We start from the raw sequence: 26,249 nt of genomic DNA on the forward strand, positions 1-26,249 counted from the left end.
TGGCAATCTACCATCGCGCCATCACATTGATATCAATGTGCGCTTTCGAGGGATCGAACCGACTTTTCGCAGTCTGCACTGCGATTGTTTTCGCATCGTTTTGGACGTTCTGACCGAAACGCGCATTTATCCCCATTTGTTTCTTTCACTCTCCCGGCAGCCTGTTTTTTTTCCGGGTAGGGACTGCTTTGCCTGTCGATTGCCCCGATCAACTTGCCCGTTGCAAAGAGACTTTAAACATGGACGTTCGCCATTACGCCTTCCTTGCTTGTCAGCCTGCCGCTGCCGTGAAAAAACGCGATTCATTCCTTGGCATGCCCAAGCGCGGCCTGGCGTTCCTGTTGGCGAACGTGATGTTCTGGCAACCGATGTGGGCGCAGGCCGACGGCATTGTCGTGGCCAACCCGAACACCTCGCTGGATCGCGCCGGCAACGGCGTGCCGATCATCAATATCGCCACGCCCAATGCCAGCGGGCTGTCGCATAACCAGTTCCACGACTACAACGTCGGCGCGCAGGGGCTGATTCTCAACAACGGTTCGACGCAGAATAATCTGACGCAGTTGGGCGGGCACATCATCGACAACCCGAACCTGAAAAACAGCGGTTCGGCACAGGCGATTCTCAACGAAGTCATCAGTGGCAACCCGAGCCAGTTGCGCGGTTACACCGAAGTGGCGGGGCAGTCGGCGCGGGTGATTGTCGCCAACCCTTACGGCATCACGTGCAACGGGTGCGGTTTCATCAACTCACCGCGTGTGACTTTGACCACCGGCAAACCAGTGCTCGACAACGGTCGGCTGGATCGCTTTCAAGTTGATCAGGGCAGCGTCGCTATTGAAGGCGCGGGACTCAACGCGACCAATGTCGACCGCTTCGAAATCATCACCCGCAGCGCGAAGATCAACGCCGAGATTCAGGCGCAGAACCTGACGATTGTCGCCGGTCGCAACGATGTCAACGCACAAACCCTGAATGCCACCGCCCGCGCCGATGACGGCAGCACCAAGCCGCAACTGGCCATCGACTCCTCGGCACTCGGCGGCATGTACGCCGGGGCGATCAAACTGGTCGGCACCGAGGCCGGGGTCGGGGTGAAACTCGACGGCAAGCTGATTGCCAGCGGCGGCGATATCCAGCTCGACGCCAACGGCCAACTGAGTCTGGCCGACACCTCGGCCACCGGCGCGGTCAACGTCAAGGCGGCCAGCCTCGACGCACGCGGCCCGGTTTACGCCGGCACCGCGCTGAGCGTGCAAACCCAGGGCAACCTGACCAACCGCCAGACCCTCGCGGCCCGCGACAGCCTCACCCTCAGCGCCGGCGGCCAACTGACCAACGCCGGCGCCATCGAAGCCGGCGTCAACGCCGACGGCAGCCGCAATGCCAACGGCGACCTGAGCCTCACCGCGCAAAACCTCGACAACACCGGCAAAAGCCTTACTGCCAGCCGCAATCTGACCATCAATACCGCACAAACCCTGAACAACCAGGGCGGTACGCTCAGCGGCCAAACCGCTGCGATCAGCGCCGGCACGCTGGATAACCGCAACGCCGGCAAGGTGCAGAGCAACACCACCCTGAACCTAAACGCCGCGCAGGTGCTCAACAGCCAAGGCGTGATCACCAGCAACGCCAGCCTCACCGCCAACATCGGCCAGTTGATCAACAACAGCGGCGAACTCAGCAGCCAGACCGACGCGGTTCTCAACGTCACCTCGCTGGACAATGTTGCCGGCCTGATGAGCGCCGGCCGTCTGCTCGACATCAGCGCCCTAGGCGCGATCAACAACCGCACCGGCAAGATCGGCGCCAAACAGACCTTGCTGGTAAAAGCCCAACAACTCGACAACAGCCAGCAAGGCCAGTTGACCAGCGAAGGCACGCTGACCACGCGGATCAGCGAGCAACTGAACAACCAGAACAAGGGCCTGATTCAGGCCAACGGCGCCATGGACGTGCAGGCCACGCGCCTGGATAACCGCGCCGGCAAGATTTCCAGCCTCGACACCCTGACCGTCAGCAGCGCCAACACCGACAACCGCGGCGGGACGATCCGCGCCGACCAGGCCGCCAAACTGCTGATCGACAACCTGGACAACCGCGACAAGGGCCGCCTCGAAAGCAAGACGGCGCTGAGCTTCGACGGCAACACACTCGATAACAGCAATGGCGGCCTGCTGACTTCGACCGGTCTGTTGAGCCTCAAAGCCAAAGCAGTCACCAACGATGGCGGACGGATTTCCGCCAAAGGTGATATCGACGCCAACGTCGACACCCTCAATCAAGAACACGGCGAACTGGTCGCCGAAGGCAATCTGCTGCTGACCGGCAAAACCCTCAATAGCCATCAGGACAGTCTGGTCGGTTCGCTCAAGACTTTGACCGTCAACGTCGAGCAGATCGACAACCGCGCCAGCACACTGTCCAGCCAGCTGGATTTGCACATCAACGGTTCGCGCCTGGACAACAGCGATGGCGGCAAGGTGCTGTCCGACACCACACTGGCGCTGAAAGTCGCGCAGATCATCAACGCCACCAACGGCCTGATTTTCAGCAAAGGCGCGAGCACCCTCAGCGGCATCGGCCTGAGCAACGTTGGCGGGCGCATCGTCAGCCAGAACACGCTCGGGCTGACCTTCGACGAGGCCATGGACAACCAGCAAGGCCTGATCAGTAGCGAAGGGCAGATGACCCTCAGCGCCGGCAGCCTCGACAACCGTCTGGGCAAACTATCGAGCCTTGAAGCGATGGCACTGACCGCCAGCGGTGCCGTGCTGAGTCAGGGCGGCCTGATCGTTTCGCAGAAAGGCCTTACCTTTAAAAGTGGCAGTCTGGATAACAGCGACAACGGCATCATCAGCGCCAAGGCTGATTCGACCCTGACTACCGGTGAGTTGAAGAACCGCCAGGGCGGCAGTATCGCCACCGATGGCTCACTATTATTGACCGCCGCGCACCTGGACAACTCCGGCGGCAGCCTCGGCAGTCAGCAGAAACTCGAAGTCTCGGTGACTTCGCTGGCGCAGGACGGCGGCGAGCTGTTCAGCAACGGCGACCTGACCCTGGACATGAACAACGGTCTGCTCAATAACCAGCGCGGCAACATCCATACGCCGGGCCAGCTGCTGCTGAAAAATCTCAAGGACGTCAACAACAGCGCCGGCGAAATCTCAGCTGCCAAGGCCTGGAGCGTTAACGCGCAAAGCTTGAACAACGACGGCGGCAAGTTGCTGAGCAATGAAAAGCTCACTCTGGTCATCGAGCGCGCGTTGAGCAACGTCAAAGGTCTGATTGCTTCCGCCAACCTCGACAGTCGCAGCGACAGTTTGAACAACAGCAGCGGTGACATTCGCGTACGCGGTGATGTCGATTTCAGCGTGACTGGCATGTTCGATAACCAGAACGGCGTGGTCATCGCCGACAACGGCCTGACGATCATCGCCGCGAGTCTGGATAACCGTCAGGAAGGTCTGATCGGCTCAACAAAAGCGCTGAACCTCAACGTCGCTCGCGTCGACAACCGCAGCGGCGAGTTGTCGAGCAAGAGCGATGTCAGTCTGATCGGCGCCTGGCTCGATAACAGCGACAGCGGCTACATGCTCGCGGGAGGCAATCTGGCTCTGACCGTCAACGACGTCATCAACCGCAATAAAGGCCTGCTGTCCGGTGACACAGGGCTGACACTGACCGGTAAGACACTGGAAAACAGTGGTCGCCTGACCAGCCAGAAAGACCTCGTGATCAACCTCTCCGGGGAGCTGAACAACGCACAGGGCAGCGTCGTCAGCGAAGGCGCCTTGGCGATCAACGCCGCTAGCCTCAACAACGACGCCGGCACGGTCTCCAGCGCCAAAGCGCTCACCGTCGATACGCGCGGCGCCGTCAGCAATCAGGGTGGTAGCCTGCTGACCGATGGTGATCTGACCCTCAACAGCAGCGCGCTGGATAACCAGCAAAAAGGGGTGATCAGCAGCAAGGCCAGCCTGAACATCAGCACTGGCGAGTTCAACAACAGCCAAGCGAATATTTACGCGGCCGACCACGTTGAGATCAATGCCGGTCAGGTGACCAACACCGCAGGCAGCCTCGGCGCGGGCAAGACGCTGACCGCCAATATCCAAGGCCTCGACCAGCAGGGCGGCAAACTGTTCAGCGGCGGCACCGTCAGTGTCGATCTGAACGGCAGCGCGCTGAATAACCAGGGCGGCGTGATCAACGCGCCGGACCAGTTACTACTGAAAAACCTCTCCGACGTGAACAACCGTGGCGGCGAGATTTCCAGCGACAAGGCTTTTGAACTGATCGCCAACTCGCTGGACAACAGCGGCGGCCAACTGCTGAGCAACCAGAAACTCACCGTGACCCTCGACAAGGCACTGACCTCGATCAAAGGCACGATTGCCGCTGCGGCGTTGCAGGTTCGCGCCGCGAGTCTGGACAACAGCGATGGCGGTGTATTGCTCAGTGACAGCGACATCGAGGTCACTGTCGATGGCCTGCTGAACAACAGCAACAAAGGCAGCATTCGCGCCGCACAACAACTGACCCTCAACAGCTCCGGCCTGAACAATCAGGGCGGCACGCTGGTCGGCGTCTCAGGCCTGAATATGGATCTGGGCGCCAGCGCACAGGATCTGAATAACCAGGACGGAGTGATCAGCAGCAAGGGCGGGTTGAGCATTGCCCATCTGCGCGACCTGAATAACCAGAACGGCGTGATCAACAGCAAAGGCGTGCTGAGCATCGCCACCCTGCGTGACTTGAATAACCAGCAGGGCGAAATCTCCAGCGTCAACAGCTTCAGCCTCACCGGCAACCGTTTCGATAACCGCGGCGGCAACCTGATCAGCAACGATCAGTTGAGCCTCACGGCTGCCGAACTGAATAACCAGGGTGGACTGATTTCGGGCTGGAAGAGTGTCACCCTTACAGGCGGCACGCTCGATAACAGTCGCGAAGGCACCGTCTCCAGTCTGCTCGGCAACACCAGCATCGACCTCAGTGGCGCGTTGATCAACCACAGCAATGGGGGCGTGGGCGGCAAAGGCGAGGTGAGCATCAAGGCTACCAGTCTGGACAACAGCAACGGCATCGTCACGAGCGGCGGCAAGCAGACGTTGACGATCAGCGGCGGCAACATCAGCAACGCCGCAGGTGGTTTGATCGAAAGTGGCGACGCACTGGATATCCGCGCCGCCACGCTGGACAACACCTCCGGCAGAATCAGCGCCACAAAAGCCCTGAATTTCACTGGCACGCAACTGAACAACACCAGCGGCAGTCTGGTTAGCGATGACAGCGTCACCCTCGACCTGCTCGGTGCTCTCGTCAATATCAATGGGACTCTGGGCAGTACCGGCGCATTCTTGATCAACCGCTCCACCAGCATTGATAACCGCGGCGGGCAATTGATTAGCCAGACCCTGCTGAGCCTGTTTACCAGCGGCGATTTGAACAACAGCCAACGCGGCACCCTGTCGGCCAAAGATCAACTGGATATCGCCGCTGGCGGCACGCTGCATAATGAAAACGATGGCTTGATTTCCAGCCGCGATGCCGGTGTAACCCTCACCGCCGCCGCACTGAACAACGGCAAAGGCGCGGTGCAAAGCATGACCGCGCTGACCGTGATCACGGGCACTGGCGCCATCGACAACCAGGGCGGCAAGATCATCGCCCAGAACGGCGACCTTACCCTCACCGCCGCCAGCCTCGACAGCCGTGGCGGGGTGCTTTCAAGCCTCAAAGGTCTGCTGCAAACGCGCCTGAACGGCGTGTTGCGCAACGGTCAGGGCGGCAAGATCGAAGGCAGTCGCCTCGACCTGCAAGCGCTGGGCGGCATCTACAGCGACGGCGGACGAATCGCCGCCAACACCGGCAACATCCTGCTCAACGCTGGCGGCAACACCCTCGACAACAGCGGCGGCGGGATCTATGCCAAAGGCGTGGTGAAAACCATCGCCGGTTTGATGAGCAACAACAACGGCCAGATCAGCGGCAGCCGCATCGAGCTGGGTGCCGATGGCAACCTGAGTAACCGCAGCGGCCTGATCGAAAGCGCCGGCACACTGGCGATTCGCGCGGCCAATCTCGACAACCAGGGCGGCAAGCTGCGCGCGCTCGGCACCAGCGGCAAAACCGATTTCCAGATCGGCAGCCAGTTCGACAACCGCAACGGTCTGGTGGAAACCGCCAACACCGATTTCACACTGGCCGCTCCGAGCTTCCTAAATGCCGGCGGTTCGGTGACGCATGTCGGTCTGGGCGAGTTCGGCATCTCCACCGCCAACGTGATGAACGCCGGCGGCTCGCTGGTGACCCGTGGCGGCCTGACGCTCAACGCGGACAGCTGGACCAACAGTAGCGTGATTCAGGCGGGGCGGTTGACGGTGAATGTCGGCAATTTTGTGCAGACCGCGAGCGGGCAGTTGCTCGCTTCGAATCAACTGGTGGGGCGTGGTGGCAACTGGAGCAACGAGGGCTTGATCGCCAGTGACGGCAGCCTGGATATCCAGCTGTCCGGGAATTACGGCGGTAATGGTCGTGTCAGCAGTCTGGGCGATATGACCTTCAATGCTGCGCAACTGGGCCTGACCAGCGCCTCAAGCATTGGAGGTGGTGGCCTGACCACCGTTAACGTCGGTGGCCTGCTGAACAATTCCGGCGGACGACTGACGTCCAACTATGCGATGACGATCAACGCCGGTGCGGTGAGCAACACCGGTACGTTGGGGGCTGCGCAGGATCTGACGATCAGGACTGCAAATCTGGTGAATAACCGCGGCCTGGTGTTCAGCGGCGGCAATATGAGTCTGCTGGTTAACGATTTCACCAACCAGACCGGTGACGTTTACAGCATTGGCAATTTGACGATTGGCGGGCAATACGGCGGGCGGGCGAACAGTGTCAATAACCTCGCGGCTTCGATCAATGTGGATGGTGATTTTTCGCTGTCGGCCAATAGCTTCAATAACAAGACGGAAGGGGTAGTTGGCGAGGAGAAGTTTATCTCCGGCGACATCACCTTCAGCGGCACTACGTTTTACGTCAATGAAAACTTTGAATCCACCTCGACGATCACAGGGCCGCAAGCATCGCTTTCGGTGGCGGGAAATCTGACTGCCAATGTGGGGGCTTTCACCAATACTGCGTCGCTGATTTCTGCAGGCAGGAACATCAAACTCGACGTCGATACTTTCGATAACTTCGGGTTGCAGTCGGGCAGCTTTACACGGATGCGCGTTTATAAACTAGGCGGGCTACCAAATAAACAAACCAGTTGGGTCAGCGTCGATCTGCAGAACTATGCAGACCGAAACTCAAAAAACCAATATGACTACATTGATACCTGGCACGAACCCGACAAGGGAGGGACTCACTGGGATTATCAATCGCTGGACAAGCAACTCATGAACAGGGTCAATACCAAGTTCGGTATTGGACCTGAAGTCGCAGTGCCTTCGCAGATTCTGGCGGGCACCAAGCAGCGCGACGACCGAGTGTTCACTAATGGCGGAAGTAGTGTCTCCTCTATCGTTCAGGCCGGGCAAGCGGTCGAGATCAACGCCAAAACCACGATCAACAACGGCAACCTGAACCCGTACACCAATTTTGGTGGCACGGTAAAAGACACGGCCGACACCGGGGTAAAGAACTCCGCCAAACCCACCGTCGTTTTCTTGAATCCGCAGCTGCCTCCGGATCTGGCTCAACAGCAAGTCAATCCGCTGGCCCTGCCGGGCTTCACCTTGCCAACCGGTGATAACGGCCTGTTCCGACTCAGCCGCAAGGACGGTAGCGAACAGACGATTGTTGCGGGTAAAGACTGGACTATCGGCTCGATCACTGCCGCACCGTCCGGCCACGCAGGCGGAATGCCGGTCAGGCATGCCACCGATTTCCAGATCGACAAAGACGATCCGGTCTCGATGAAAAAGCGCGACCTGGCGTTGAGTGATGCAGCCTCACTGAATCTCAACGACAGAACGGCGCAGTTCAACGTGGGTGCAACGGCTGCTGACGGGCCAGTCGGTGTGCTGCTGCCAACGCGTGGCAATGGCGCCTTCGATGTACCGCGCGTGCAGGGCCTGCCAGACACCAGCGTGCGTTCCAACCCGCACAAGTATCTGATCGAGACCAACCCGGTACTCACTGATCTCAAACAGTTCATGAGTTCGGACTATCTGTTGGCCAAGCTCGGCTACGACCCCGACAACAGCGCCAAGCGTCTGGGCGATGGTCTGTTTGAACAACGTCTGGTGCAGCAAGCCGTGGTCGCCCGCACCGGCCAGCGTTTCATCGACGGCCAGACCTCCGACGAAGCCATGTTCAAGTACCTGATGAACAACGCCATCGCCAGCAAGAATGAACTCAACCTGTCGATGGGCGTGACCTTGACCGCCCAGCAAGTGGCGGCACTGACCCACGACATCGTCTGGCTCGAAGAGCACGAAGTGAACGGTGAGAAGGTGCTCGTGCCTGTCTTGTATCTAGCCCATGCCGATAACCGCCTGGCGCCGAACGGTGCGCTGATCCAGGGCAATGATGTTGACCTGATCGCTGGCCAGAACCTGACCAACGCAGGAACGTTGCGCGCTACCAACAATCTGGCGGCCAGTGCCGGGCAAGACCTGACCAACAGTGGCTTGATTGAGGCGGGGAATCGGCTGGGGCTGCTAGCCACCCATGACATCATCAATAAATCAGGCGGTGTCATTTCCGGACGCGATGTCACTATGGTGACGCTGACCGGAGACGTCATCAACGAGCGCACGGTCAACAGTATGGTCTTCAACAACAAGGGCCAAATCCAGCAACGTGACTACGTTGATAGCGCTGCACGTATCGAAGCAGCCAATGATCTGACCATCTTCTCGGGCCGGGACGTGCTTGGCATCGGTGGGGCCATGTCCAGTGGGGGAGACACGCGGATCGAGGCCAGTCGAGATATCGCCATCGCTTCGGCCCAACAGCTGAGCGTTGACAGTGGCGGCAAGGAACAACGCAGCTCCATCACACAGTACGGATCCAGCATCAATGCCGGACGCGATATCCTGATGAGCGCGGGCCGTGACTTTGCCGCCGTGGGCAGTGACATGAATGCCAAGCGCAATTTCACCCTCGTTGCAGAGGGTGATGTGACGATTGCTTCAGCCGCTGATGAAAGTCACTCCTATTCAAAAACCAAAAAACTCACGACTCAGGAAGATCACGTTAAACAGATTGCCAGCACGATCACTGCCGGTGGTGATGTCGCGATCCGGGCAGGTAATGATTTGGCGCTGATCTCCAGTCGTATCACCGCTGGCGATGAAGCCTATCTGGTGGCGAAGAACGATATTCAAGTGCTTGCCGCACAAGACACGGACTACTCTTTGTACGACAAAAAAGACAAAGGCAGTTTTGGCAAAAAGAAATTGAAGCATGACGAAGTCACGCAGGTGACGAACGTTGGCAGTGAGATTACGACCGGTGGAAACCTGGCTGTAGTGAGTGGCGGCGATCAACGATTCCAGGTCGCGAAACTCAACAGCGGTGGCGACATCCTGTTGGACAGTGGTGGGCAGATTGTCTTTGAAGGCGTGAAGGATCTGCACGATGAGAGCCATACGAAAACCAACAATAATGCGTTCTGGAACTCTTCTAAAGGTAAGGGCAATACAGACGAAACGTTCCGTCAGACGCAGATGTTTGCCAAGGGCGACATCGTCATCAAAGCGGTCGATGGCCTGAAAATCGATGTAAAGCAGGTCAATCAGCAAACGGTCAGCGAGTCCATTGATGCCATGGTCAAGGCCGATCCGCAGATGGCCTGGCTTAAACAGGCAGAAGAACGTGGCGATGTGGACTGGCGGCAGGTCAAGGAGATTCATGAGTCTTTCAAATACCAGAACTCCGGATTGGGGCCAGCTTCACAACTGATCATTGCCATCGCCATGGCGGCCATCCTCGGACCGATGATGGCCGGCATGAACGCAATGTTGCAGGGAGTCGCCATTACCGCCGCAACCAAAGCGACGGTCAGCACGATCGACAACCGCGGTAACCTTGGAAAAGTGCTCAAGGACGTTACGTCCGAAGATGCCTTGAAAAGCTACGTCGTGGCGGCGGCAACTGCAGGCGTTACTCAGGGAATGAAGTTCGATGTGGGCAATATCACTCTGACGCCGGAGGGGCTCAAGGCCGTGGCGACCAAAGTGACTGCCGATGCGTTGATCAAAACCGTCGTCTACGGAGGCAGCTTCAAGGACAACCTGGTCAGCTCTGCGGCCGGAACGCTGGCCAGCATCGGCGCAGCCATGGGCGCTGGGGAAATTGGCGACCTGAAACTGCCCGAGGGCAGCCTGGAGAAAATTCTCCTGCACGCCGGACTCGGCGGTCTGGTGTCCAAAGCCATGGGCGGAGATTTCGGCACCGGAGCGCTTGCCGGTGGTGCCAACGAGTTTCTGGTCGGTTTGCTGGGCGATAAGCTCTTGCCGGAAAACTATGTTCCGGGAACCCCTGAATACATTCAGGCGCAGGCCAATCTGCTCGCCGTCTCACAAATAGTGGGGGTGTTGGGCGCTGCCGCTTCCGGTAGCGATGTGGGTATCGCCGCTTCGGTGGCCGCCAATGGAACGCTTTACAACTATCTGTCTCACCAAGCCTTCGAGGAAGTCGAAAACTGTCTCAATGGCAAAACCTGCACGACGAAGGAACAGAAAGACGCTGCCATCGCCAAGGCCGAAAAGCTGAGCGAATTTCTCGATTCGGAAATGCGCAGCATGTGTGACAAGGCCCCCCAAAGTGATGGCTGCCGCACGGCGGTCAACTCGGCACTCAAATACATTGCCATGCAGGATGCGTGGAATGTCATGCACAAAGACGTGGCACGTACATCGCAAACGACCTTTGACTATCTCTACAACACCCAAGGTGCTTCTGATCGTCTGGTGACCTATCTGAACACGATCGATAACCGAGCCAACTTTTTCGGTGCGAGCAATGTGTATGAGCAACAACTCGGAATAGGCGCGTCATGGTTTGGAGGCGCTGAGACCGTTTCCCGAGCGCCGTTGACCGGTCTGGGCGCAGATGGCAATGCATCGTTCCTCAGCTTTGGTCTGGGCTGGTTCCTGGCGCCCGTTTATGACTGGCGTAAAGCGGCTGGCGATGCGTTGATTACAGGCGGGTTTGATAACTTCAAAGACCTTTACAATAAAAACGCTACGGATCCGGCTGGCTGGGATATCAAACAATTGAAGAACGAGCAGTCGTTGTTGCAGACCATTCATGAGAGGTTTCTGGGTGATCACACGTTCTTTCAAACGGTTGGCAAGTACGCAACAGATACATCACTCAACCCGTTTATTGGCGACAAACAGGGTGTCGATGGTGGCGTGATTATTTTGAATTACGACTCAAGGGTCGAATATGGCTGTAAATTGCTGGGTCTTTCGAAAAGCCAGGGTTGCGCACCATGAGTAAGACGGGGTACCCACGCCGCAGGGTTTTTCTGGCGTTTCTTTTATGCCCGTTCGTTTTGGGATTCATTGGGGGGATCATCAAGACCATCACTCTGCTTGCTCACTTGGTCAATACCCCGAAACTCTTGGGCGAGGTCAGGGGAGGCGAACTGGTTCTGATGCCGCTATTAGCGCCATTTCTTGCGCAACTGATTTTCCTCCTGCCCTTTTTAATATTGGCAGGGGCAATTTCATTGCTGAAGGTCAGGAGGACGACGGCGAACTGTTCGCTGGTGGCACTGGCGGGTGCCAGTGTCGCCACCGGGTGGGTGTTTTGTTTCGTCCTGCTCGTGGTGTTCGACGAAGACATTAAGGGCGGCGGGATTTCGGATTATCTGATGGAGTTGTCGGGCGTGTTTTTCGCATCACTGGCGACGTGTTGGTTCGCCGCCAGATTGTTCCTTCCTCAGGGAAACATTGATACTTACCGCTCGGGCAACAAAACAATTCAGAGTCCCTGAACAGGCGCCCGGAAGGATGCGAAAGAGGGCACTAGTGAGCGCTCCCACCCCACAATTTCCGTCTACTCGCTACTTATTTTTCGTGGCAGCAACTGGACACTTTTTCCCCGTCATACCGATCATGATGCCGCACCCACTCCATGATCTCGTCCTCATTCCTGCCCTTGGGCGTGAGGTCGAGATAGTTGTAGGCACCTACCAACATGTCCAGACCGCGAGCGTAAGTTGAGTAGGTGTGGAAGATGTCGCCCTTTGCATCACGATAAAACACGCTCAGACCAGGCATTTCTTCCTCAGCACTGTCAGTCTTTTCGTAGTTGTACGTAGCCTTTCCGGCCGCGACATCCTCAGCCCGGGCACAAACGCCGAAGTCATAGTTGAAGTCGCAACCTTCCGACGACACCCAGTCGAACTTCCAGCCCATGCGCCGTTTAAAGTCTTGGAACTCGTTGAACGGCGCGTGCGAAACCGCAACCACGGCGATGTCGTGATGAGCCAGATGCTGGTTGGCACCGTCGATGTGGTCGCTGAGGAACGAGCAACCCTGGCAACCTTCCTTCCAGTCCTTGGCAAACATGAAGTGGTAGATCACCAGTTGGCTGTGTTTACCGAACAGATCCCCCAGCTTTAATTCGCCGTTCGGGCCCTGAAAGCGGTAGTCCTTGTCGACCTTTACCCATGGCAATGCGCGACGTTTGGCGCTGAGGCGGTCGCGTTCTTTGGTGAAAGCTTTTTCGTCAGCGAGATGCTGCTTACGGGCGGCGAGCCATTCTTCGCGCGACACCACCGGATGATTCTCAACGTTCATGATGATTTCTCCTGCGGGGTTGAAGCCTGTTTCAGACTAGTCGTTTAACCCTGCGCAGGATCGACAGACCGCCGGTCGGTCGCTGCGGGAAATGCGGCTGAACGGCTGACAGCCACTCCGGTCACAACCTATGAACGCGCCATAAATCATGCGCACCGGAGGTTGTATCAGGATGACGACTTATAACTGGGATTTGATTGAACGCTTACTGCACGAAGTGCAGAACAGTGCCGGCCACAGTTTTGCCCCTCGGGCTTACGCCGAAGATTATGCGGCGGCGAAAGCCAGCGCCGGCGAGCCGATCGAGAATCTGGATCATCTGAAAACGCTGGCTTGCGACTATGAACGGTTGTTGCTCTTGCGCGGCTATATCGCACCGCGCCCGGATGAGGAGGGCAGCACCGGAAACAATTTTGTTCTGACCCCGCGCGGTTCCAGCTTGCTGAGCCTGATCGACAGCAGCATTCCTGGCAATGATCACCCGCGTCAGGTGCTGGATGAGCAGGAGGATGCGCTGGCCGAGGCGACCTTTGAGGAAGTGGCTTCGAAAGCCCAGATCGCCTGAGTTTACGCAGATCCCCTGTAGGAGTGAGCCTGCTCGCGATAGCGGTCTTCCAGTGACATCAATGTTGACTGGAAACCGCTATCGCGAGCAGGCTCACTCCTACAATTGGATTTAGGAGTCTTCAGGTTTTTTGCGCGGCCTTGAGGCATTTGAGGTCGTTGAAGTCTTTGCGCACTCCTTCGATCTTCTTCAACAACCGCTGACGCTGTTGCGGCGTACTTTGGGCCATCAAATCCACCGCCAGAGAGCGTCCCTGCGCTTCAGTTTCGGCGAAGGCTTTGCGGTAATCGGCTGTCCATAAACTCTCGCGATTGACCAGAAGCGTCTCGATTCTCTGTGGGAATTCGGGGCTTTTGCGTTGTGCGACGGCTGCACTGAATTGCTTTTGCCAATGGGCCCGGTTGGCAATCCATTGGGTGTACTGATCGCCCAGGGCGGTCGACCACGTCATTACCCGCTGCTCTTGCGTGGCACTCAAGGGGCCGAGCCAGTCGTTCAGACGTTTGACCATTCGCGCCCCGCGTTCGGCAATTTGCTGATCAAGCGGTGGTTTAAGGTATTCCTGCTGACGCTTGCGCAGATCCTTGGCAAACGCGTCATTCATCTCGGCCACTTGCTTGTCATCCAGCCCTTGCAGCAACTCGATTGCCGACGGGGTGATCTCTCGAGCGGTTTCGGCAATCGCCTGCTTTGCTTCCGCAGTGCGCGCCTGCAATGCGGCATCGTTGACCTGATTGGTCTCGACCATCGTTTGTAAACGATCCAGCCAGTCCAGGTAACCCGGCAATTGTGTGGTGCAATGCCAGTTCAAGTGATCCTTGAGCCGCTCGTTGAACCAGTCCTTTTGCTCGCCGTTCATGTCCAGATAGTCGCTGAGCGTCCATGGAATGATCACATCGAGGTTGCGATAGGCCAGGCCGACACGGCTGCAAGCGCCGAGGGCGAGGGTGAAAATCAGTAGTGCGGCGATGTGTTTGAACCAGCGAGACATGGGCGAATCCTTGCGTGAGCCTGGCTTCGAGGAACTGATTCCTATGTGAACGCAGAATGAACCCGGCAGTTCAGCCAATCAATAGAACGCGCGCGCAGCCTTGAGGGTGACGAGGCCGTCGCACTCGCTGTTGTGCCCGGAGTAGGCCGAACAATCGCTGCCGCTGAGACTGGAGTCGCTGTAGATCAGATCGAGGTCGACGCCCATGAATGGTCGGGACAATTTCACCGACCAATCGGTAAAACTGCCGACATAACCACCGTCCACGGCCACTGGCGTGTTCAGTTGGTGGGTGGTGTATTTCATGCTGACGCCGATGCCGAATGGCTGGTTGCCGCCAAGATCGGCAAACAACGTGTTGTTCTGTTTATCCGGGTCATTGCTGAAGGCCACGCCGAAACGACTGCCGAGCAAGGTCAGGCCACCGAACAGCTCCTGGCTGTCGAGAGTGTCTACCTTGGGATAGCTGTAGTGGATCATGCCGACTTCATAGCCGAGGGTCTGATCGAAAGGTTGTTTAAATCCGACGTAGGAGTCGATTTCGAGGTTCTTGCCCGGGGAGATGCCCATGCTCGGTGCGTACTGGCCGACATAGAGGCCGCTGTCGTGGCTCAGGTCTAGGCCGCCATGGAAGGAACCGACTGCCGCCGGTTTGACCAGGCCTTGAGCCATGCTGCGTGTGGGCGTGGTACCGAGTTTGAGATCGAAGTCGCCGAGTTCACGCTGGAAAATCTGCGCGTGCGCGGTCGAGCCGACTATCAGGCTTACGAGCAATAAACAGGAAGATTTGCGCATGCGTCACTCCATGAACAGCGAGCGCAGGAAGGCGGGCCTGCTGAAACGCTTGATCTAGACGCGTGCAAGGATACCGGCGAATGATCGGCATTGAAGGCCGTTCGTCGATTTACAAGGAATTTTGTTTAAAAAGGAGGGAGGTTACGCGGTGCCAGTCCAGGCGCTTCAAAGCTCAAAGCGCCTCTGGACGGGTGTAAAACCGGTGTTACTTCTTGCCCAGGCTGATCTGCTTGGACGGGCCGAATGTCTGGCCACTGACGCCTTTGGCAATTTGCTGAATCTCGCCACCAGACTTGAGAAACGCTGCGATCTGATCGTTGATCGATTCGCTGGTTTCAACGGCTGGAGCTGGCTTTGCTTTGCTGGAGGATGCTTTTACACGCATGGCGGCCATTAACCTGTAGAAAAGTAACTCGGCCAGGCATCGTACAGGAATAACTTGACAATTGCTTGGTAAATATCCCCCGGAATAACCAACCGCATTGCTGCATTATTCTCGATCCAATATTCGAAATATCCGGCTAACCTGCTGTTTTAAATAACAACATTTATGTGCGCGTGCATTGAAATATTCAGTCATGAGCGTTCGTGTCTGTCTGACGAGCGGCACCTCGGCCCGGCTGCGCCCGAGAAAAATCAAGGTGTTGAGCCGGTTTCACACGCGTGCCGATCTGTCACCCGACGGCCACGATAAAAACGGGTAGAATGCCGCCCACGCAATGAGGGTTCTGGAAATGGCTTTAGTCGGGCGTTACAACAGTTTGCAAGTGGTTAAACACACTAACTTCGGTTTATATCTGGATGGCGGAGCCGATGGCGAGATTCTTTTGCCTAATCGTTATATCCCAAAAGATATTCCGACCGAAGATGAAGATTGGCTCAACGTTTTTGTTTATCTGGACAGCGAAGACAAACTTCTCGCCACCACGGAAAAACCGAAAGTGCAGGTCGGCGAATTTGCCAGTCTGAAAGTCGTTGAAGTCAACAGCATCGGTGTGTTCCTCGATTGGGGGCTGCCGAAGGATTTGTTGCTGCCGTATTCCGAAGAGAAGCGCCAGATGACCGCCGGCGAATACTGCGTGGTGCATGTCTACCTCGACAAGCACACCCGCCGTATCACCGCCACTGCGCGACTGGATCGCTACCTCGACAAGACTCCGGCCAATTACAGTCAGGGTCAGGAAGTTGATCTGCTGGTTGCCGAAGCCACCGACATGGGCTTCAAGGCGATCATCAACAACAAGCACTGGGGTTTGATTCACAAGAACGAAATCTTCAAGTTCATGCGCGCCGGCATGAGCGAGAAGGGCTACATCAAGGAAGTGCGTGCCGACGGCAAGATCGCCCTGAGCTTGCAACCGGTTGGCCAGGAAGCGGCGAGCAGCCTGAACTCGAAGATCCTCGCCAAGTTGCGTGACAACAGCGGCACGTTGCCGGTCAGCGACAAGAGCGATCCAGCATTGATCAGCAGCCTGTTCGGCGTCAGCAAGGGCAACTTCAAGAAGGCCATCGGTGCGCTGTACAAGGAAGGCAAAATCGTCATTCACGCCGATCGTATTGAACTAACCTGAGACACCGCTGGCCCCATGTAGGAGCTGCCGAAGACTGCGATCTTTTGACTTTGAAGATCAACAGATCGCAGCCTTCGGCAGCTCCTACATGAGGGCGGGTGTGATGAAGAAGTCTCTGGTTGCCTATGTTGCGACGCTGATTGCGTTTCTGTTGCTCGACGGTATCTGGCTCGGCCTGTTGATGGCGCCGACCTATCGCGAACTGCTCGGCCCGCTGATGCTCGAAAAACCGCTGCTGATTCCCGCAGCGGTTTTTTATTGCCTGTATGTATTTGGCTGCGTGGTGTTTGTGGTGCTGCCTGCGGCGACCTGGCAGTGGGCGGCGAAGCGGGGCGCGTTGTTGGGGCTGGTGGCTTATGGCACCTATGACCTGACCAATTGGGCGACGTTGCGCGGCTGGTCGGTGCAGGTGACGCTGATGGATTGGGCGTGGGGTATGTTTGCTACTGCTGTGGCTTGTAGCGTCGGGTTTTTGTTGGCTAAACGGTTTGGCATATCTGATCGGTAATCTGGGTTGGCAATGCCGGCCTCTTCGCGAGCAGGCTCGCTTGTATGGTAGGACTTGAAGGGAGGAGGAGGGACAAGGCTCGATTCTGACTGTTGACGCAGCACAGACCGTGGGAGATTTCGCCCCTCCTCCTTTCACCCAAGCGCCGATAAAGAATGCATCTGGCTAGACCGACGATAGGAACAAGCCTGCGCCTCTGGGTGAGCCCTTCAAGTGCTCAAACCTTATCCCGGAGGAAATCCTGTGGCAATGCCAGTCGCTCTATCAAATCCGATCGTTGGCGTGGATGTCGCCAAAAATGAACTGGTGATTTATCAGGCCGATAGCGATCTGCTTGAAGCGATTCCCAACACCAAAACATCCATTAAGCAGTGGCTGAAGGCCTTGCTCGGCCCCGTGTCTATTGCCATTGAGGCTACAAACATCTACCACTTGGAATTCGCTGATTTGGCCTATGCGGCCGGTTGCACGATTTACATGGTGGGCGGCTATGAACTCAAACATTACCGCGAAGGCGTGAAGATCCGCGCCAAAACCGACGCCTTGGACGCCAAGTTGCTGGCCCGTTACCTGAAGAACGAAGCCGAGGAGTTGCGCCCCTGGACCCCGCCATCACCGCTGTACCGCCAGCTCCTGAGCCTTTTCCGCCGCCGCGCGGCTTTGGTCCAGGCAAGGGTCGGCCTGGTGCAGAGCTGGTCGAATGAGCCGCTATTGAAGGCAGCTTTTGCTGAACAAATAAAATCCATGCAGCGGCTTGAAACGATGATCGAAAAGACGATCAACGATCAGCTCAAACAAGCCGGTTTGCTCGGCCAATTGAAGCGTTGCCTGAAAGTTGAGGGCATTGGATTTCTGACCGGAGCGCGCCTGCTCACGGCGTTTCAGCGGGGGGAATTTAGCAACGCGGATGCGTTTATCGCCTTCCTGGGCATGGATTTAAGGGTATCGAAATCAGGGCAAAAGGACGGTCGCCGCAGCTTGACCAAGCGCGGAGACCCCGAGGCCCGCCGACTTTTGCACAACGCTGCGATGTCGGCTAGCCGTACGAAAGCCTGGAAAGGGTTTTACGAGGCCCAAAGAGCACGGGGTTTCAGCACCACGCAGGCGTTGGTGATGCTGGCTCGCAAACTTGCTCGGGTGGTATTCGCCTTGCTGAAAGGGCAAAGCGAATACCAGACAAAAGTCAGTTGAGGGCTTCCCCTCAACCATAGAATCTCCCACAGGCGAACGCATTCCAAAGTGGGAGCGAGCTCGTTCGCGAATGGCGGCGTAGCCGATAGCCATTCACCACTGGCGCCAATGAAGCACAAAATGTCTTTTCCAGACGGCTTTTTGCGCTCGAGTCATTGATAATCCTCGACACTGTTTTCTGACCATTGGATGGCCTGCCATGTTGTGTGTATTCGAGGTGTTGCGGTGAGCGTCGAGCGGCGCAATGCCGACAGTTTTGCCCTGCAAGTGATGATCGGCCTCTGCCTGATCTGGGGCGTGCAACAGGTGATGATCAAGTGGGCCGCAGCGGACATCGCGCCGGTGATGCAAGCGGCGGGGCGCTCGGGAATTTCCGCGTTGCTGGTCGGTTTGCTGATCTGCTGGAAAGGTGGCTGGGATCAGGTCGGTACGACCTGGCGTGGTGGCCTGCTGGCCGGTGCGCTGTTTGGTCTGGAGTTTTTTTTCATCGCCGAAGGCTTGCAACTGACCACTGCTGCGCACATGTCGGTGTTCCTCTACACCGCACCGATTTTCACCGCGTTGGGTGTGCACTTTCTGCTGGCCAGTGAGCGACTGCGGCCGCTGCAATGGCTTGGCATCCTGCTCGCCTTCATCGGCATCGCGATTGCCTTTGCCGGCGGTGTGTCGTGGGACAACCTCGACCGGCGCATGCTGCTCGGCGATGCCTTTGGCGTGTTGGCTGGCGCCTGTTGGGGCGCGACTACGGTGGTGGTGCGCGCATCACGGCTGTCGGAAGCACCGGTGACGCTGACCCTGTTCTATCAATTGATCGTCGGCTTCATCGGGCTGCTCTTGATTGCGCTGTTCAGCGGCCAGATCACCCACGTCAGCCTGACCACCGTGGCGGTGGCCAGCGTGTTGTTCCAGGGCCTGGTGGTATCGTTCTTCAGCTACCTGATCTGGTTCTGGTTGCTGCGCCGTTATCTGGCAGCCAACCTCGCGGTGTTTTCGTTCATGACGCCGCTGTTCGGCGTGACCTTTGGCGTGTTGCTGCTCGGCGAACAGTTGACTGTGAACTTCGTCGTTGGCGCTGTACTGGTGCTGCTCGGCATCACTTTTGTCAGCGCCGAGCAGTGGCTGCGTCGGCGTTTGCGCAAAGCGCTGGGCCAGCGCTAGTCGACTGCATCGCCAGACCGCCGGCAATCAACAATCCGCTGCCGGCGATGACCAATGCTGGCTGCAAACCGCCGCTGAAATGGCTGCTCAACGCCGCCAGCAACGGGCCGCTGAGTTGGCCGACGGCGAAGCACGCGGTGAGCATGCCGGCATTGCGTTGGGTGGCATGCGGCGCCAGTTCCCGCGAGCGTTGCATGACCAGTTGCATGCAGGCGAGGAACGGTGTGCCACAGAGGATCACGCCCAGTGCGAGGCCCAGGCCACTGCCGAGCAGGCAGGCAAAGACACCGGCCGCTTGCAGCCACAACGTCGCCATCAACCAGTGGCGCGTCGTTTCGGGATCGTGACGCCGTAGACTCACCAGCAACACGCCAAGCGCCGCAGCCAGACCGAAGCACGGCCAGAACAAGTCCGCCTGCCATTGTCCGTGAAACTGCTCATTGGCCATCTGCGACAGGAATGTCGCCGGAATGATGTAGCCGACGCCGTACAGCGCATAAATCACGGCCAGCCGCCCGATGCCGCGATTCGATGGATTGCTTGCCGCCACAGCAACTGCAGCCGTTGCGACGGGCTTAGGCAGCAGTCGCCATACGCTCAGCATCATCACCAACGCAGCCGCTGCGTAAATCAGCCACAACGTCGCGGAAGTCTGGTTGAGAAGATGTGAGACCAGTGCCAACAATCCTGTCAGAAAAATCCCTAAGCCCGGTCCGGCGAATACCAGTGCGCCCAAACGTGGACGACCCGCTGCCGCTGCCAACGGTTGGCTTAAAGCCGTAATCATCACCAGCACCCAGGCACTCGCCACCCCGGTGCCAAAGCGCAGCACCAGGTGCGACCAAAAACCATCGGCCCAGAACGATGCCAGGGTCAGCAGCACACAGAGCCACAAGCCACCGTGCAGGCGCCGCTGAACCTGCTGCGGGCGATGGGCGAACATCGCGTCCACCGCGCCGAGCAAGTAACCGAGGTAGTTGGCCGCTGCAATCAGACCAGCGGCTGTCAGGTCGATCTGACCTTCGCTGAGCAGGTGCGGCATTTGCGGGGTGAGAGCGAAACGTCCGATGCCCATGGCCATCATCAGGGCCACGAAGCAGGCAGATAAGCGAATAAGCGGCGACATGGTCGGAATTCCGTGAGGGCTTCAATGACCGTCAGGCTAGGACTGATTGACTTTCTTTAAAATTGAATAATAGTGAGTAACTTGTTCTGTTCTGGAGAAAGGTTGTGGAATTCAGCCAACTACGGATCTTCCAGGCCGTGGCCGAGGAAGGTTCCATCACCCGCGCTGCGGAACGCCTGCACCGCGTGCCATCGAATCTATCGACCCGGCTCAAGCAACTGGAGGAGCAGCTCGGTGTCGAGTTATTCGTCCGTGAGCGTCAGCGTTTGCAACTGTCGCCTGCAGGAAAAGTCCTGCTGGACTACACCGGCAAACTCTTCGCCCTGCGCGATCAGGCCAGTGCGGCGGTGATGGGCGGCAAACCCGCCGGTGACTTCGCTCTGGGCACCATGTACAGCACGGCGGCGATTCATCTGCCGGCGCTGCTGGCGCAGTATCACAAGCGCTATCCAGCGGTGAATCTGCAAGTGCAGTCAGCACCGAGTGGCGAGTTGCTGGAGGGGTTGCTCACCGGGCGCCTTGATGCCGCGTTGGTCGATGGCCCGCTGGAACTCGCCGGGCTCGACGGCGTGCCGTTGTGCGAGGAGCGGTTGGTGTTGATCACTGAAATCGATCATCCGCCGGTGCGCAGCGCGCGGGATGTTGAAGGGCGTTCGGTGTTCACCTTTCGTCGCGGCTGTTCCTACCGCATGCGCCTGGAGGCGTGGTTTTCGCACTATCACGCGACTATGGGCCGGGCGATGGAGATCGAGTCGTATCAAGGCATGCTCGCCTGTGTGATTGCCGGCAGTGGCGTGGCGCTGATGTCGGAGTCGATGCTGGCCAGTCTGCCGGGGCGTGACAGCGTCGCGGTGCATCCATTGGCCGAGCCATTTGTGGGTGCGACAACGTGGCTCATGTGGCGCAAGGGCATGGTCGGCGCCAACCTCAATGCATGGATTGAGGTGCAGCAGGCTGTCTATCCTGCGGCTCAGATTGAAACCCGAGAAACAGCCTGAACCAATGGCGGCATATTCTGTTCAATTCAGTAACAGATCATTGCGGATTTGGCCGAGCATTACGTAGGACTTCGGACTATTATCAGTGCGAAGCGGCCTCAGAATTCCGGCCGCTCAGCACCACCCTGAAGGGGGCATGACGATGAAAGAGAAAATTCAAAACTGGCTGCACGACTTGGGTGTTGCCCTTGGCTTGATCGAACCGCCTCTGCAACCTGTCCCGATCCGCACCGATGACGAGCAGCGCCGCCGTCAACAACGGCGCCGGTAAGCCCCCCGATCCGAGATCAAAGGATTCAGATCAAGAGATCGCAGCCTGCGGCAGCTCCTGCACGGATTAATGCAGGAGCTGCCGCAGGCTGCGATCTTTTGCTTTTAATGACGGCCGATCTCCAGTAAAAACCGGCTCAAGTCATTCGCGGTCTTCGCGGTCTTGAGCATGCGGTCTTCCTCGGCGGTAAACGCCGTCAGGCCGAATTCATCTTCCAGATGAAAGATCAAATCTTCTATATCGGCTTTCTCCAGGCCCAGTTGCACCAGACTGGTGTTGTCGTTGAATTCGCGGGTTTCCAACAGACGCCGGATATATCGGTGCACGGCGGCACGCACGGCAGCTCTTCTCATGGCAGATATTTCTGATTGTTGTTGTGCTTGAGTGAAGCAGGCCTCAGGCGTGGCCGCGCAACCACTCGTCAATCATCGAGCGCAAATGCTCCCCGGAAAAACTACCGAAGTGCCCGCCATGCACCGTGCGAATCGGCAACGCCTGCAAACGTCGCAGACTGGTGGCGTAATCCTCAAGATTGGAGTGGTAGGCGTCTTCGATCAGCGGCCCGGCGTAGATGATGTCGCCGCTGAACAGCGTTTCAGTCGCCGCTTCATACAGGCTGATGCCGCCCGGCGAATGCCCCGGCGTGTGCAGCACCTGCAGCGTGCGATTGCCCAGATCCAGCACATCACCGTCCTCGACAAACCCGGTCGCCGGCGCGGCTTTGACCCGGTACTCGGCGTAGCACAACGGGCAATCCGGGTGCGCTTCGAACATGTCGTCGCCAACGAAAGCACGGCTCAAGTCGTTTTCGCCATCCGGCGCGGCCAGAATGTCCGCTTCGGCCGGATGCACCAGTCGTTCAGAAAATTCGTGATGCCCGGCGATATGGTCGAAGTGGCAATGACTGGCCACTGCCACCAGTGGCCGCTCGGTAATCCACGGCAACTGTTCGCGCAGGCTGACCAGTCCTGAGCCGCTGTCCAGCAGCAGGTCTTTGTCACGGCCCTGCACATGCCAGAGGTTGCAGCGGTAGAACGGGCGGATATACGGCTCGTGAATCAACCGAATGCCATCGCTCAGGTGCTGCACTTCAAACCACTGATCACGAGAAACGATCTTCATCGGTACTTTTCTCCAAGCGTAAAAAAACGAGTGTGGCAACCGACGCCACACTCGTCGAAGAAAGCATCAAGTCGTTATGTTTCAGCTTAGATCGCGCGGGCCACCGAGACAGGACGGCGCGAGGCGAGGCTGACCACCACGAAACTCACCAGACCCACCGCCAGGCTGTAGTAGATCGGCGTATTGGCATCCAGACCGTCCTTGAACATGAACAGCAGTGCGGTGGCGAAACCCAGGCCCATGCTGGCGATGGCGCCGGCGGTGGTCGCGCGTTTCCAGAAAATCGCACCGATCAGCGGGACCAGCATGCCGCCCACCAACAGGTTATACGCCAGCGTCAGGGCGCTGATCACGTCATTTACCACCAGCGCGATACCCAGCACCACGACACCGGTCAGCAGAGTGAACAGGCGGTTGACGCCCAGGCTCGACTGTTTGCCGCCACGCAGCTTCGGCAGCAAGTCTTCAGTCAGCGTGGTGGCGGCGGCGAGCAGGCCGGCGCTGGCGGTGGACATCATCGCCGCGAGTGCAGCCGCGATCACCAGACCACGGATGCCGTCCGGCAGCGACAGTTTGACGATGGCGGCGAAGGCGTTGTTGACGTTGTCCAGATCCGGGATCAGCACGTGTGCAGCCATGCCGATCAGCGCGCAGGCCAAGCCGTAGATGATGCAGTAGATGCCGGCGATGCTGCCGGCGTATTGCGCGACTTTGGCGGTCTTGACGGTGAACACCCGTTGCCAGATGTCCTGACCGATCAGGATGCCGAAGAAGTAGATCATGAAGTAGGTGATGATCGTGTCCCAGCCGATGGTGGTGAAGCTGAAGGCAGTCGCCGGCAGTTTCAGCACCAGTTCGTCCCAACCGCCGACGCGGTACAGGCAGATCGGCAACAGGATAAACATCAGGCCCACGGTCTTGATGATGAACTGGACGATGTCGGTGAGGGTCAGCGACCACATACCGCCGATCGCCGAGTAGATCACCACCACGCCACCACCGACGAGTACCGAAACCCAGAATGGCAGGTCAAACAGCACTTGCAGCACGGTGCCGATCGCCAGGATCGAGGTCACGCCGATCATCAGTGCGTAGGCCAGCATGATCGCCGCGCTCGCCGAGCGCGCCATCGGGTTGTAGCGTTTTTCCAAGACCTGGGTAACGGTGTAGATCTTCAGTTTCAGTAGCGGTTTGGCGAGGAACAGGTTCAGCGCAACGATGCCGCAACCCAGAGCCGCGCACAGCCAGAAACCGGAGATGCCATGCACGTAGCCCAGACGTACGGTGCCGACGGTGGACGCGCCACCCAGAACAGTCGCGGCCATGGTGCCCATGTACAGGCTCGGGCCGAGGTTTCGACCGGCAACGAGAAAGTCCTCGTTGGTCTTGGCCTTGCGCATGCCGAAGTAGCCGAGCAAGAGCATGCCGGCGGCGTAGATGAGGACGACGAATAAATCCAAAGCCATGATGGCGTGTCTCCGATTGTCTTTTTTATGTTGAGGCCAAAATCATTTCCCTTGTAGGAGTGAGCCTGCTCGCGATAGCGGTCTGTCAGTCACATCTTTATTGGATGTGCTGAAGTCATCGCGAGCAGGCTCACTCCTACAGGGATCTTCGTCAGGCGGCCTGACGCAGTTGAGGTTTTACTGCGGCTTCACGCCGGGCATCCTTGGGGCCGAACACTTCGCGCGGTTCCGGAAACAGGCTCAGCAGCGTCAGGTACACCACCGAAGCCAGGCCCAGGGTCACCGGCAAACTGATGTCGATGCCGCCGGCCATTTCACCCAACGGGCCAACGAACTGCCCCGGCAGATTGACGAAGCACAAACCGACCACCGCGCTCGGGATCCATGCACCAAGACCGCGCCAGTTCCAGCCGTGGCTGAACCAGTAGCGTCCGCCCTGTTCGCCACGGGTGAACACTTGCAGGTCATCCGGGCAGTAGAAGCCGCGGCGCACCAACAGACCGATGATCATGATCACCATCCATGGCGTGGTGCAGGTGATGATCAGCACGGCGAAAGTCGACACGCTCTGCACCAGGTTCGCCGCAAACCGGCCGATGAAGATGAAGGCAATCGACAGCACGCCGATCAGCAGTGTCGCTTTCACTCGCGACAGCACCCGCGGGAACACGCTGGACATGTCCAGCCCGGTGCCATACAGCGAAGTGGTGCCGGTGGACATGCCGCCGATCACCGCAATCAGGCACACCGGCAGGAAGAACCAGCTCGGCGACACCGCCAGCAAACCACCGACATAGTTGTTGGCCGCGATGTAGTCCGGCGCCTTGATCGCGACGATGGTCGCGGTGGCCAGGCCGAACAGGAACGGGATGAACGTGGCGATCTGCGACAGCACGACCGCTGCCATGATCCGTTGTTTGGAGGTGTCACGCGGGATGTAGCGCGACCAGTCACCGAGGAACGCGCCGAAGGAAATCGGGTTGCTCATCGCCACCAGCGCAGCACCGATGAACGCGGCCCAGAAGCCCGGCTGACCTAGGCTCACCGTACCGGCGTAGTTCACATCGAAAGGACCGGCGAAGGCGAAGATGCCCAGCAGGAACAACAGGCTGGCACTCCACACCGCGATCTTGTTCACCCACAGCAAAAAGCGGAAGCCGTAGATGCACACGGTCAGCACCAGAATTGCGAACAGACCGTAGGCCAGGCCCAGGGTCAGGTCGGTTTCCGGCAGACCGATCAGGCGTTTTGCACCGCCGATCAGCGCATCGCCCGAACTCCACACCGAGAGCGAGAAAAACGCGATAGCGGTCAACAGCGACAGGAACGAACCGACGATCCGCCCGTGCACGCCGAAGTGCGCACCGGACGACACGGCATTGTTGGTGCCGTTGAGCGGACCGAACAGACCCATCGGTGCGAGAATCAGCGAGCCAAGCAGCACGCCCGACACAATCGCCCAGACGCCGGCCTGAAAGGACAGACCGAACAGCACCGGGAAACTGCCGAGCACGGCGGTGGCAAAGGTATTCGAACCGCCGAAGATCATCCGGAACAAGTCCGTCGGGCCTGCGCTGCGTTCGTGGTCCGGGATCTGCTCGACCCCGTGGGTTTCAATCTGCGTAAGGCTTTGGTCGTTGTTGTTGTTATTCATGATCTGCTCCGATCATAAAGGCGCGCCTCATCGTGCGTGAGGCGTCACCTGTTTTGG

18 protein-coding genes are annotated in these 26,249 nt (G+C 58.1%); 9 read left to right on the top strand and 9 right to left on the bottom strand.

Annotated features, from left to right (window positions below):
• Nucleotides 1–239: 239 nt before the first annotated feature.
• Together J0G10_RS08480 and J0G10_RS08485 are read left to right on the top strand one after the other, a co-directional pair.
• The gene (locus J0G10_RS08480; RefSeq protein ID WP_220558292.1) at nt 240–11,465 is read left to right on the top strand and encodes a two-partner secretion domain-containing protein; all 11,226 of its coding nucleotides are present in this window, start codon (nt 240–242) and stop codon (nt 11,463–11,465) included.
• Nucleotides 11,462–11,968 (top strand): hypothetical protein, encoded by a 507-nt coding sequence (locus J0G10_RS08485; RefSeq protein WP_220558293.1) that lies wholly within the window; start codon nt 11,462–11,464, stop codon nt 11,966–11,968. The genes J0G10_RS08480 and J0G10_RS08485 overlap by 4 nt, the downstream gene beginning before the upstream one ends.
• A 73-nt stretch (nt 11,969–12,041) precedes the next feature.
• Here the strand turns inward: J0G10_RS08485 and J0G10_RS08490 are convergent, their stop codons facing one another.
• A complete protein-coding gene (locus J0G10_RS08490; RefSeq protein ID WP_220558294.1) occupies nt 12,042–12,776 on the bottom strand; it encodes a DUF899 domain-containing protein in 735 nt (244 codons plus the stop codon).
• 172 nt (nt 12,777–12,948) lie between these two features.
• Between J0G10_RS08490 and J0G10_RS08495 the strand changes: the two genes are divergently transcribed.
• Complete coding sequence (locus tag J0G10_RS08495) at nt 12,949–13,341, top strand: transcriptional regulator (protein ID WP_220558295.1); 393 nt, start codon at nt 12,949–12,951, stop codon at nt 13,339–13,341.
• Nucleotides 13,342–13,462: 121 nt separating this feature from the next.
• On the opposite strand, the gene J0G10_RS08500 is transcribed toward J0G10_RS08495, so the two are convergent.
• From J0G10_RS08500 to J0G10_RS08510, 3 genes are all read right to left on the bottom strand, one after another.
• On the bottom strand, nt 13,463–14,332 hold the full coding sequence (locus tag J0G10_RS08500) for a DUF6279 family lipoprotein (protein ID WP_095049292.1): 870 nt from the start codon (nt 14,330–14,332) through the stop codon (nt 13,463–13,465).
• Between the two features lie 78 nt (nt 14,333–14,410).
• Nucleotides 14,411–15,127 (bottom strand): TorF family putative porin, encoded by a 717-nt coding sequence (locus J0G10_RS08505; protein ID WP_093438058.1) that lies wholly within the window; start codon nt 15,125–15,127, stop codon nt 14,411–14,413.
• A 205-nt stretch (nt 15,128–15,332) separates the two neighbouring features.
• Nucleotides 15,333–15,521: a hypothetical protein gene (locus tag J0G10_RS08510; RefSeq protein WP_170844885.1), complete on the bottom strand. Its 189-nt coding sequence runs from the start codon at nt 15,519–15,521 to the stop codon at nt 15,333–15,335.
• A 340-nt stretch (nt 15,522–15,861) separates the two neighbouring features.
• Here J0G10_RS08510 and J0G10_RS08515 point away from each other — a divergent pair, with 340 nt between their 5' ends.
• From J0G10_RS08515 to J0G10_RS08530, 4 genes are all read left to right on the top strand, one after another.
• Nucleotides 15,862–16,698, top strand: a complete 837-nt coding sequence (locus tag J0G10_RS08515; RefSeq protein ID WP_095049293.1) for a CvfB family protein — start codon at nt 15,862–15,864, stop codon at nt 16,696–16,698.
• 103 nt (nt 16,699–16,801) lie between these two features.
• Nucleotides 16,802–17,206 (top strand): DUF2177 family protein, encoded by a 405-nt coding sequence (locus J0G10_RS08520; protein ID WP_220558296.1) that lies wholly within the window; start codon nt 16,802–16,804, stop codon nt 17,204–17,206.
• 249 nt (nt 17,207–17,455) lie between these two features.
• Nucleotides 17,456–18,397, top strand: a complete 942-nt coding sequence (locus J0G10_RS08525) for an IS110 family transposase (protein WP_220558825.1) — start codon at nt 17,456–17,458, stop codon at nt 18,395–18,397.
• 225 nt (nt 18,398–18,622) lie between these two features.
• The gene (locus J0G10_RS08530; RefSeq protein WP_099758297.1) at nt 18,623–19,555 is read left to right on the top strand and encodes a DMT family transporter; all 933 of its coding nucleotides are present in this window, start codon (nt 18,623–18,625) and stop codon (nt 19,553–19,555) included.
• Here the strand turns inward: J0G10_RS08530 and J0G10_RS08535 are convergent.
• Entirely contained in the window at nt 19,500–20,681 is a 1,182-nt protein-coding gene (locus tag J0G10_RS08535) for an MFS transporter (protein WP_095049296.1), read from the bottom strand. The genes J0G10_RS08530 and J0G10_RS08535 overlap by 56 nt on opposite strands.
• A 104-nt stretch (nt 20,682–20,785) precedes the next feature.
• On the opposite strand from J0G10_RS08535, the gene ptrR reads away from it, so the two are divergent.
• Together ptrR and J0G10_RS30120 are read left to right on the top strand one after the other, a co-directional pair.
• Nucleotides 20,786–21,679 (top strand): putrescine utilization regulator PtrR, encoded by an 894-nt coding sequence (ptrR, locus tag J0G10_RS08540; protein WP_095125552.1) that lies wholly within the window; start codon nt 20,786–20,788, stop codon nt 21,677–21,679.
• A gap of 142 nt (nt 21,680–21,821) precedes the next feature.
• Nucleotides 21,822–21,950, top strand: a complete 129-nt coding sequence (locus tag J0G10_RS30120) for a PA1414 family protein (protein WP_007914492.1) — start codon at nt 21,822–21,824, stop codon at nt 21,948–21,950.
• Nucleotides 21,951–22,054: 104 nt separating this feature from the next.
• Here the strand turns inward: J0G10_RS30120 and J0G10_RS08545 are convergent, their stop codons facing one another.
• The 4 genes from J0G10_RS08545 to J0G10_RS08560 form a co-directional block, all read right to left on the bottom strand.
• Entirely contained in the window at nt 22,055–22,303 is a 249-nt protein-coding gene (locus tag J0G10_RS08545) for a phosphopantetheine-containing protein (protein WP_034153223.1), read from the bottom strand.
• Between the two features lie 43 nt (nt 22,304–22,346).
• A complete protein-coding gene (locus J0G10_RS08550) occupies nt 22,347–23,072 on the bottom strand; it encodes an MBL fold metallo-hydrolase (RefSeq protein ID WP_095049298.1) in 726 nt (241 codons plus the stop codon).
• Nucleotides 23,073–23,158: 86 nt separating this feature from the next.
• Nucleotides 23,159–24,538 (bottom strand): sodium:solute symporter family protein, encoded by a 1,380-nt coding sequence (locus J0G10_RS08555; protein WP_095125550.1) that lies wholly within the window; start codon nt 24,536–24,538, stop codon nt 23,159–23,161.
• A gap of 151 nt (nt 24,539–24,689) precedes the next feature.
• Nucleotides 24,690–26,192, bottom strand: coding sequence for a purine-cytosine permease family protein (locus J0G10_RS08560; protein WP_095049300.1), 1,503 nt, complete (start codon nt 26,190–26,192; stop codon nt 24,690–24,692).
• Nucleotides 26,193–26,249 lie beyond the last annotated feature (57 nt).

This window comes from Pseudomonas germanica (assembly GCF_019614655.1).
In the GTDB taxonomy this organism is placed as follows: Bacteria; Pseudomonadota; Gammaproteobacteria; order Pseudomonadales; family Pseudomonadaceae; genus Aquipseudomonas; species Aquipseudomonas neuropathica.